Below are 9,162 nucleotides of genomic sequence, written 5' to 3' on the forward strand. Positions count from 1 at the left end.
CTTCTCTAATATCAGCAACTTTCATCATATCAAGCCACCTCGATTCCGAGAATACGTTCAAATTCCGGTATCACTGTGTCAAAATACACCCAGGTATCACACTCATGCGCGGAATGTTGGCTCTTATCCCTGCGGTACTCACCAAAAGGTGCCGTCTTTAACCGATGCTGGTTGGCAATCCTGCCAACTTTGTTTGCAGAAATCCCAAACATAATACCGATATCTTTTGCAGAATAAGCCTTCTTCTGTTCAATGGCGGGTAGCGGTATGATTGGTTCCCCGGCCAGAACTTCGCTTGCTTTAGATACGAGAACGTTTTTGTATGTACTGGAAAGTGTGTCCACCTGAGCCAGTTTCATATAAGTTTGAGCCATACGGCTGCGGGCGTTCATCATCATAATCTCTGTACGGTCTTCGGAAGATTGCTTCTTTTTCGGCATCTCATAAGAGCCAGTCTTGCGGATGGCCGGAAGAACTTCGTCTGCAATCCAATCTGTGAATTTCTCTGCATTAGGTTTTCTGCTCTTGAAAACCAATTTGTATACGCCACTCTCAGTAAGGAAATTTTCTCCAGTATTATGTAATCTCCTAAAGTCAATATCTTTGACTTTAAAATTTGTAAGTTTTATTGCCTGTTTACTATTCATTTTGGAAATTGCCATCTTTACAGCGCTTTCGCTCAAATCCAAACACATACCAACATGATACGGATTAAACAATACCTGTCCTTTAAGCTCTAAAACTTCTACTTCATGTCCTTCAAAAATCATTAATTCCTTCATATAAAATTCCTCACTTTCATTTTCTGATTGCGAAGAACTTCCAATAATGATATAATATTTCATAGAGGAAGTTCCTCGGTTATGAAACACTCGCAAACTTTGGTAGGGGCGCGGGTGTTTCTATTTCTTTAGTTGCTTGTAGACTTCATCAATTCCTTTTCGGATTACATCAGCTTTGCTTAACCCTGTTTTATCGCAACAAAATTCCAGCTTTTGTAATTCCTCGTTAGATAATCTTATTCTATATTGATTATCCCTGGAATCTTCCTTTGGTGGTCTACCTGTTCGCGGTGACACTAAGTCAATCACCTCCTTTTATTTATTGGATATCCTATAAATTATTATATCATGGATATCCAATAAGTCAAGAGGTTTTTCAACTATTTTTCCGCCCTACCTACGGAATCAAAAAAGACGCTGCATTTCGCAACGCCTTACCTGGCTTATGGGGAGGTCAGGAACATACCCTGACAGGACTTCTCCCCTATATTCAATTAATTTCATAAATACCTCATACAAAAAAGAGAGCCTGTCTCCAAGCTCCCTCATTTTTCAATGCTTTTTACATTTTAATCTTATCCATCAATGCTTCTTGTAAGGTCTGAGAAAAATTCACTCCCGCTCTTATCGCTGCCTCATTCAACCACTCTGGAATGCTCAGTGTCTTCTTTACCGCACGAGAGCAATGTCTCCGGCGATACTCTGCCACATCAAATTCCACAACGACTATAAAGCCGTCTCCCACTTCAACAACATCCGGTTCAGAAGCTTGTGGGATTTCTTCCTTTCTTTCTTCCATCGTAGTCAAAGACAACCCCAACGCATCTACAGCCATTTCATACGCCTGTTGCATATCATCACCTTGCGTCAGGCACTCCGGGATATCTGGAAATGTTACCCAGAATCCTCCTTCCTCAGCTTTGTGAAAAATGGCTGGATAAAATAGCCTGTTATTCATACGTGATACCTCCATTTCAGGTGGCAGGGCTATCTAAGCCCTGCCTGTTTCAGAATCGCCTGCTCCATTCCCTTTTTCAGGTCTTTGGAGTGATAAGGAATAATTACCGTCCTTTTGGTTTCTGGATTTTCCATTTTTACATGAGAGCCGTTCTGGCCAATCTCCAGAAATCCATTTTTTTTCAGGAGTTTTATCATCTCCTTTGGACTCATTGGCATCTTTTGTATCTCCTTTCCTTATCATGGTTAAATTATATCACGTATTCTTACGTATGTCAATGGGCATTACGTAATTTCACGTATTATTTTTAAGCTGCTTAAACACCTGGTTGCTCCCCGTCGCTGCAAGGCCGGATACAATCCCCACGGCAACCGCCGTTATGTAGTCCCCGGCTGGAAAATCCGGGATGACCTGCAGGCCAACGATCCCCAGGACGCCTCCCAGGATACCGCAGATGACCGGCAGCCACTTATTATCAAGCGGCGTTGCTCTGACCGCTACGGCGGCCAGATAACAGATCACGGTGATACCGACTACACTCCCTATCGTTCCAAATTCCATGTTGATTCCTCTCTTTCTTTTTTATATGTACTGTGCCAAAACGATGATGAGCCCGGTCGCAAGAGCTCCGGCTACTACCGATACGATGGTCGTAAAAGCCGTCTTCTTCGCGCTGTTCCATCGTTCCGCCGGTTCATCTTCCAATTTTTTTAGCCGCAATCCCTGCTGCTCCTGTTCCTTTGCCATCCGCTCCATGCTGTTCGCCAGCCGGTCGATGGATAGGGCAAGGGACTGTATCGTCTGTGTCTGTTCCTCCAGGTCGCCCACACGGTGCTTCAGCGATCCGATCTCGTGGTTGTGGGCTTCCAATCTGATAGCGATCTCTTCATTGTTCACATCTGGTCTCCTTTTCACTACGATATCTGTTTCCACGATCCATAAGATATGCCCGCCGTGTAAACACTGATGTACATCTGATTTGCGGCCGTTATGGCGATCCGCATTGCATACGCAGATCCGATCGGAAGAGATAATATGACTCCTGCATCAGTGCTCGGCGCGCCCGCAGTATTTGCCTCATACTGGTAAAATCCTTTTGGCACTGTACCCATCAGAGTGCTCGTCACATTGCCCTTGTCGGTCAGGGACAGATCCCGCAGACCTTCCACGTCGTCCGCTGTCGCGTTCCGCACAAAGTTTTTCCACGTAGCTGTCGCGTTCACCAGATCATAAGACGCAGTATAGGTCAGATTTGGTGTTTCTCCGTATTTGCAAAACGTATAGATCCCAGTCAGGTTTTCCATTTTTGTGACGGACAGGGTCCCAAACACATCGGCAGCATCCCGTCCAATCTGCGACGCGATCTCGGATTGGATCTGCGCCGAATTGGACCCGATCCAATAAGATAAGGTCCCGAAATATGGAAGGGCGTTGAACAGATCGACCAAGGTGCAGGTGCTTCTTACAAGCCCCAGGTGTTCCGGGCTTATAAAGGATTGCATCTGTCGTTTATCAAGGGTTTCATCCAGCCTTTCCCCGGTCGCTTCGTCGTATACCGCTTTGGTCACTGTGACTGGGAGCGTTACTCCAAATTTTGATGTCAGGGTCTTGATGACCCCGGTTATGATTGACATATCTTGTCCTCCCTTACATGTAATTGATGATGACATCAACGGCAAAAGCACCCGTTAAGGACGCATCTGCCCATACCCGTATGTATCCGTCGTAACATCTCGCAGCCACGATGGTCTTAGCGGATGCCACCATCTCTTGTGCCCGCTGTACCACGACAACGCTGCCGGCTTTAGAACCGGCATCCACGATATCCGTATATTGCGACGCGTTAAAGCTTGCCAGGGTCCTATATGCCCTCCATTTCCCAAGTGTGCTGCTTACATCCGCGACCTCCGTTTGTTTTGCATAATATCCCGGTGCCTGCCCTCCCAGCGTGTCCGCATCCATCTGGGTCTCAAAGGTGGCTCCCGCTATGGTCTCATCGGAGGTAAACACCCCGTTCCCCATTGATTCCGCTGTGTTCTTAAGGCGGGCATCCAAGTCTTCAATGGCGCTGTAGACGGAGCTTCGGAAATCCCCGTAAACTCCAGGAGAGAGATTGCTGTCACAGATGATCGTGGTCCCTCCAGCGTAGGACTTGAGCGGTCCTGTCAATTCCAGGTCTATGACCGTCTCCACGGGGTCACACAGATATCGGTAATCTAAGCCGGACAGATCGGTATCCTGTGCCGCATACAGGATCAGGATGCCCGTGTTTTCGTCCTTTCCCGGCCTGCATGTATTTTCGCTCACCACGGTAGTATTACGGGCTATATTACACCGCACCGGCATGTAGATAGACGTATCGTAACTATAGGCATCCGGCACGTTTGTTTCAAACCGGCCGGACCCCCTATTAAATGTGAACTTAGTGGGATCGACTTTGTTCACTCGCTTTGTTATTTTTGCTGTCCCGTCAGGGGATACCTCCACAGTGTCACAGATCCATTGCTGGCCGTTTCTATCGGTGTAATTTCCATGTGAATCCACCGGAAGACCACAAAGCTCGCCAGGGATCGTGATGGTATCTCCGGCTACGGTATAACTCTGGATCCCAGACGATACATGATCTGCTTCTGCATCCAAGAGCTGCGCCCCGGATACTTTGAGAGTTACGCCGCTGTCTCCGCCCACACTTTGTATAGGCTGTGGATATGCTGGGCTGGGAGAAGGTACCCCTCCTGTATACGGTTCCCAGGGGATAGCCTGTTCACCATTGTTTACCTCCGCAACCATCGGATACAAGATTTTGTCGTTGCAACTTTCTCCGATGACCGCGACTGTGTGCCTCACTCCCGTTACCTTAAATCCATCCACCTGAGTACAAGTGAACAATCCACCTGCTGATATGGGGGAGCCGGATGGACCGACAGAGAATAACAGGATATCATGGATGTGGTATGTCTTTCCGTATTCCAAAGTAAAAAATACATTTGATCCATCATCAGCGGGTGTGACGTTGTAGCTTCCAAAAAACCATATATTTATGACGGCAGTGGATGCGGTTCCGTTATCAGTAATGGTGCCATCAGGATTTATCGTGGATGTAATTCCCGCACTAGTCCCGCCTTTTGCGTTATCCATATCCAAAAGCTGCGCTCCGGTTGTCGCATCCTGCACGCTTTTCCCATATACCCCAATGGACAGCGGAGCATCGGAGGAATTGGGGTTCCCTACGGTCCCGTCGCCCTCCAGGTGGTCTATGGCGTCATACTGCTGCCGCTCCAGGGATTCGATCTCCAGGGTCTTATCCCCATACCGGGAAGCATTCTCTGCCGCCTCATTGGCGGCGGCTATGGCCGCATTTGCCCGGTCCACTGCGGCCTGGGTCTCTGCGTCTGCGCGTTCTACCGCTTCGTCTATGGCTGCATTCACAACCTTTTCAATCGCCGTAAACTCATTCGTGGATTCAATCGCGGTATCGTCTATATTCGTCGGCAGGATATCCAGTGCAAAGATTGGCGTACTGACTCTGTTTTCCGTCCCGGTCATCTCGATCTCTACTTCGGCTCTGCCTGCTGCTGCCAGGGCCTGATTGGTAAAGATGGCCTTGATCTTGCCATTCTCGATCTGGCAGTCATTGTACACTTTGGTCTTATCCGGCTTTTTGATAAAGATCCTGACCGTTTCCGTCGTCGGCTCCATGATCTGGCCATTATAAAAGAGGGATATAAGTACCCCTCTTCCTGTGTCCCCCTGATGGGCCTTGAGCCCTGTCAGGGGATATGGATTCTTTAGATCCACTGTTATCTGGTCCATTAATAACATATTTGGTCCTCCTATGATATCTTCGTGATAATTCCTCCTGAAATTGTAATTGTATAAACTCCCCCTGAATTATTTGGTACAGTAATGCTTCCTGAATAGGCATTTCGTGCATAAATGTTATCTGATACTATCTGCGTTTTACCGCTGCTACCCATATACATTCCTGCCAAAATATCGTTATTAGCACCAGTAAAAATCAGATTCTCTTGATTTAAAACCATTCTTTGTTTTCCATTTTTATCATAAACAGAAACACCATATCTGTTAAAGACCGCTTCTAATAAATCTCCATATATAGATAACCCGTCCGAATCTTTTCCTTGATGTATCGTTCCGTCGGAATAGAGTATAAATGTTCCGAAAAACTCTTTCCCGCCGTCTGTAGATCTTTGGCACGATATTACCCATGTTTTATCTTCTGTCGTGATTAACGGAGGTTGTATATATACACGATAGATAATCCCGCTGGGCATAGTAATATCTTTGTATATTGCCCGTTCTCCGATGTCCCATCCGCCAATTTTCCCTTTTGTTGTGATAAATTCACCGGTATCCAGATTCCAAAAATTTCTTCCTGACCTATCCGCCAAAAGTCCCGTAACGATGATATCGGCAATAAGGCCATTCGCTGTAAGCGCCGTCGACCAATCCCAATCCCCATCCGCTATACGAACTTTGGATATCATCAGGCCCTGAGTACCAATTGCCAGCGCTCCATAAAGGGGGCTGTTCTCATCCAGATTTTCAAATAAGATCGCAACGACATCCTGCTTCTCCGCTACGTTATATTGTGCCTTTAAGCTCGTAAGCGCGCCATTGATAAATCCAGAAATCCTCTCAGCGATCACAGAACCATCCGGCCGGATGACTTCATCGATACGATTAGATATACTCTTGATCTCGCTCTCGATGCGTGGTACTGCCGCGGATATTGTGACCACATCTAAATCATGGCGTTTCGGATATTCTTTGTATTCAACAACTCGATGTTTAATACGGATCTTACGACGCCGGTCAATCAGTGTCACCCCTTGATACATCTGAATGTTTCCGCTCATATTACGAATATCGCATTCGTAAGACCTGACAGGATACGCAAGCTCTTTTAATTTCTTTTTTGCGGCTTCCAGAAGGGATTTCGGAACCGTATACCGTTCATCGGACCATCCTATCGATATAATCCGGTTGCTATAGCCATTATCATCTATATATTCCTTTCCATTATTGATAGCGGCAAAAGTTAGCGGGACTCCGTTATCATCTTTTTTTCCATAGGCATACAGCCTAGTGGCAAAATCGGTACTGTTTCCTACAAAGCCGATGCTCCGCAGATTCAGCTCGTCGGTAAAATACTCCCCGCTGTCTGTATATTCCTCCGGATTAATTACCTTCAGGACTTTATTTAAGGTATCATAATTGACCACGGCACCATAAACTTCACAAGCCTTGCTCAAAATATCCAATGACACTACATTTTCAAGAGGCATCCCCTCACTGGCTTCCACGGTATCCCGTCTGGTAAAAGCTGTCACTCCCGATACGCTCCATCCCTGCGGCTTAATTTGTTCTATCACCTCGGATAGTAAGCTGTCTGTTGTCCGGAACTCTCGCCAGAACTTCTCCCTCCAGTCGTCCAGGTCTATTTCACAATCAACCGTTGCAATGCCGTTGTGCTCATCCACATTTTTCACGATATAACGGTTTTTTTCATCCTCTATCCGTATTTCCTCCGCAATCCTCGGATACATCTCGTTTTCCGAGCTCATTTCAAAGTTCAACGCATCCCTACCATCATACATATGGCAAATGCTCCAGGAGTCATCCGGGAGCACTAAAGGATAGAGGACGCTGCTATCTGCCGCATCGTATAATCTCAACATATCATTCACCTCACAAAAATACCGGGTAGAAAGAAACCTTAACCGGCACCTGTACAGATACCTCGATTTCATTCATACCCGGCTCGGCTTTGGGAAAATCAATAAGATCCGTGTCCGCAAAGCGATTAATAGTATTTGACATTACCTGTCCAGTAATCCCATCTATGATAAACGGCTGGTTCGCCACTAAATTCTTTACCGTGATGCCCGCTATCCGCATACTTGAAATGGCTCTATTCGGCATGATTTCCAATTTCAACCCGGTTGTCTGATTTCCCTCATTATAAACTGTTCCTGTTCCATTCAGTTCCACTGTGACAAGGGGCAAGCGGTATACTACGGCAAAAGATATCGTGACAAAATGAAAATAATCAATATCCGGTTTTTCATCTGTATATCCATTCATCACCGCCACATATTCAAAACGGCTCTCTTCTGTAATGACGATGCAGTTTTTGCATTCCGCCAGAAGGTCAGATACATGGATCTCTGCCTCTTCTTCCGATGAACCCCCTACATAAAACCGAAAGGTCCTTCCTCTGGTCTGTATGCTGCTGTTGAACACATTCAACCCGCTCATGCCTGGGTTTTCCCTGAAATCCACTGTTAGTATCCCAGGAATCATATCTATGCCAACTAAGTCCGCGTTAAAACTTTCATAGGCATCCTTCCCGTTTATGAGGCACCTGCTGCCTACTCGTTTATCTTTCTGGTAATACTTTGAATCATAGAATTGCATCATATCACCTCCTAGGTTTATATAAAACAAACGCTCCCCTCTCGGGGAGCGATGTCATCACCACAAAATTTCAAATCACAGGCTCTTCGCAGAGCCTGACTTGAGCAGCTTGGATCTGGGCAAAAATATTTCAATCCACAGGCTCTTCGCAGAGCCTGACTCATCCTCCTTGCCTCTTCGCTTCCCGGCGACGATTTCAATCCACAGGCTCTTCACAGAGCCTGACGAACTTTGACCGGCTTCCGGAGAGATTGAAAGGATTTCAATCCACAGGCTCTTCGCAGAGCCTGACATGGATACCGTCGACTCCAGAATGCAATTCAGTAATTTCAATCCACAGGCTCTTCGCAGAGCCTGACGATCTTCCTGTATACCCAATAGGATGCCTCACGTTATTTCAATCCACAGGCTCTTCGCAGAGCCTGACTTTAAAACTGATTAATCGACAAGCTAATGAAATGATTTCAATCCACAGGCTCTTCGCAGAGCCTGACTAAAATGAGTATTATAATAAAAAGTGTCAAATATATTTCAATCCACAGGCTCTTCGCAGAGCCTGACTCATCAAGGGGTATTTAAAACAGCAAGGTCTTACATTTCAATCCACAGGCTCTTCGCAGAGCCTGACAAAGGCGGAACGGGATATGATTACCCATATGGCGATTTCAATCCACAGGCTCTTCGCAGAGCCTGACAGCAAAAATACTCAAACTTTACGTCTATATCTTTTCCTATTTTATCACATCTTAACAAATTTTTCAGCTACAATTTCTCACTCTCCTATCCGGGCTTTAACTTTTGTGCACTTTTCTCGGTGCGAATCCCCCTAACATTTTCTGTGCACTTAGGATTCGCACCTAAATTCTGCTTTATTTTTGTATTCTTAAACTATTTCCCATAATCTGCAATGTCTGTAGCCTTTTGGTATCCTGCAAATTTACCGCATGATTTATAATTGCTATCCTATCCCACTCTTCGTTA

At 45.9% G+C, this 9,162-nt stretch carries 9 protein-coding genes and 1 CRISPR repeat array; all 9 genes read right to left on the minus strand.

All coding sequences use genetic code 11. From position 1 onward, the window contains the following. Nucleotides 1-29 precede the first annotated feature (29 nt). The 9 genes from LQE92_RS14150 to LQE92_RS14190 all read right to left on the minus strand — a co-directional run bounded on the left by LQE92_RS14150 (nucleotide 30) and on the right by LQE92_RS14190 (nucleotide 8,184). Complete coding sequence (locus LQE92_RS14150; RefSeq protein WP_231063589.1) at nucleotides 30-845, minus strand: BRO-N domain-containing protein; 816 nt, start codon at nucleotides 843-845, stop codon at nucleotides 30-32. Nucleotides 846-1,344: 499 nt separating this feature from the next. Further along, complete coding sequence (locus tag LQE92_RS14155; protein WP_231063590.1) at nucleotides 1,345-1,740, minus strand: type II toxin-antitoxin system HicB family antitoxin; 396 nt, start codon at nucleotides 1,738-1,740, stop codon at nucleotides 1,345-1,347. 29 nt (nucleotides 1,741-1,769) lie between these two features. Then, nucleotides 1,770-1,958, minus strand: coding sequence for a type II toxin-antitoxin system HicA family toxin (locus LQE92_RS14160; protein ID WP_231063591.1), 189 nt, complete (start codon nucleotides 1,956-1,958; stop codon nucleotides 1,770-1,772). 76 nt (nucleotides 1,959-2,034) lie between these two features. Then, the gene (locus LQE92_RS14165; RefSeq protein ID WP_231063592.1) at nucleotides 2,035-2,301 is read right to left on the minus strand and encodes a phage holin family protein; all 267 of its coding nucleotides are present in this window, start codon (nucleotides 2,299-2,301) and stop codon (nucleotides 2,035-2,037) included. A gap of 21 nt (nucleotides 2,302-2,322) precedes the next feature. Continuing rightward, on the minus strand, nucleotides 2,323-2,637 hold the full coding sequence (locus LQE92_RS14170; RefSeq protein ID WP_231063593.1) for a hypothetical protein: 315 nt from the start codon (nucleotides 2,635-2,637) through the stop codon (nucleotides 2,323-2,325). Nucleotides 2,638-2,654: 17 nt separating this feature from the next. Continuing rightward, entirely contained in the window at nucleotides 2,655-3,374 is a 720-nt protein-coding gene (locus LQE92_RS14175) for a hypothetical protein (RefSeq protein WP_231063594.1), read from the minus strand. A gap of 13 nt (nucleotides 3,375-3,387) precedes the next feature. Beyond that, complete coding sequence (locus LQE92_RS14180) at nucleotides 3,388-5,562, minus strand: BppU family phage baseplate upper protein (protein WP_231063595.1); 2,175 nt, start codon at nucleotides 5,560-5,562, stop codon at nucleotides 3,388-3,390. A gap of 11 nt (nucleotides 5,563-5,573) precedes the next feature. Then, nucleotides 5,574-7,361, minus strand: coding sequence for a phage tail spike protein (locus LQE92_RS14185; RefSeq protein WP_231063596.1), 1,788 nt, complete (start codon nucleotides 7,359-7,361; stop codon nucleotides 5,574-5,576). Nucleotides 7,362-7,452: 91 nt separating this feature from the next. After that, nucleotides 7,453-8,184, minus strand: coding sequence for a phage tail family protein (locus LQE92_RS14190; RefSeq protein ID WP_231063597.1), 732 nt, complete (start codon nucleotides 8,182-8,184; stop codon nucleotides 7,453-7,455). 64 nt (nucleotides 8,185-8,248) lie between these two features. After that, nucleotides 8,249-8,876: a CRISPR direct-repeat array (repeat unit 33 nt; unit sequence ATTTCAATCCACAGGCTCTTCGCAGAGCCTGAC). Nucleotides 8,877-9,162: the final 286 nt, after the last annotated feature.

The sequence above is a fragment of the Lientehia hominis genome (genome assembly GCF_021044755.1).
Taxonomy (GTDB): domain Bacteria; phylum Bacillota; class Clostridia; order Lachnospirales; family Lachnospiraceae; genus Lientehia; species Lientehia hominis.